Origin of the sequence: Xylophilus sp. ASV27 (genome assembly GCF_016428875.1) — a bacterium.
Taxonomy (GTDB): domain Bacteria; phylum Pseudomonadota; class Gammaproteobacteria; order Burkholderiales; family Burkholderiaceae_C; genus Xylophilus.
On the sequence record NZ_JAELTO010000385.1, the window covers coordinates 1 to 301 of the forward strand.

Annotated in this window: 1 protein-coding gene; it reads left to right on the forward strand. The window is 77.4% G+C overall.

Going from position 1 to position 301, the window contains the following annotated elements; genetic code table 11:
- The coding region (locus JHD63_RS24465) for a sigma 54-interacting transcriptional regulator (protein WP_233168573.1) at positions 1-301 on the forward strand (301 nt) is incomplete at both ends.

The window sequence follows — 301 nt, forward strand, 5'->3', positions numbered from 1 at the left end:
GCTTCGAGCGCGCGCATGGCGGCACGCTGCTGCTCGACGAGCTGGGCGAGCTGCCACTGCCCGCGCAGGCCAAGCTGCTGCGCGTGCTGCAGCAGGGCGAGGTCGAGCGCCTGGGCGGCACCGAACCTGTCTCTTATACACATCTCCGAGCCCACGAGACCGTACAGGAAATCGCGTATGCCGTCTTGTGCTTGAAAAGGGGGGGGGGGGGGGGGGGGGGGGGGGGGGGGGGGGGGGGGGGGGGGGGGGGGGGGGGGGGGGGGGGGGGGGGGGGGGGGGGGGGGGGGGGGGGGGGGGGGGG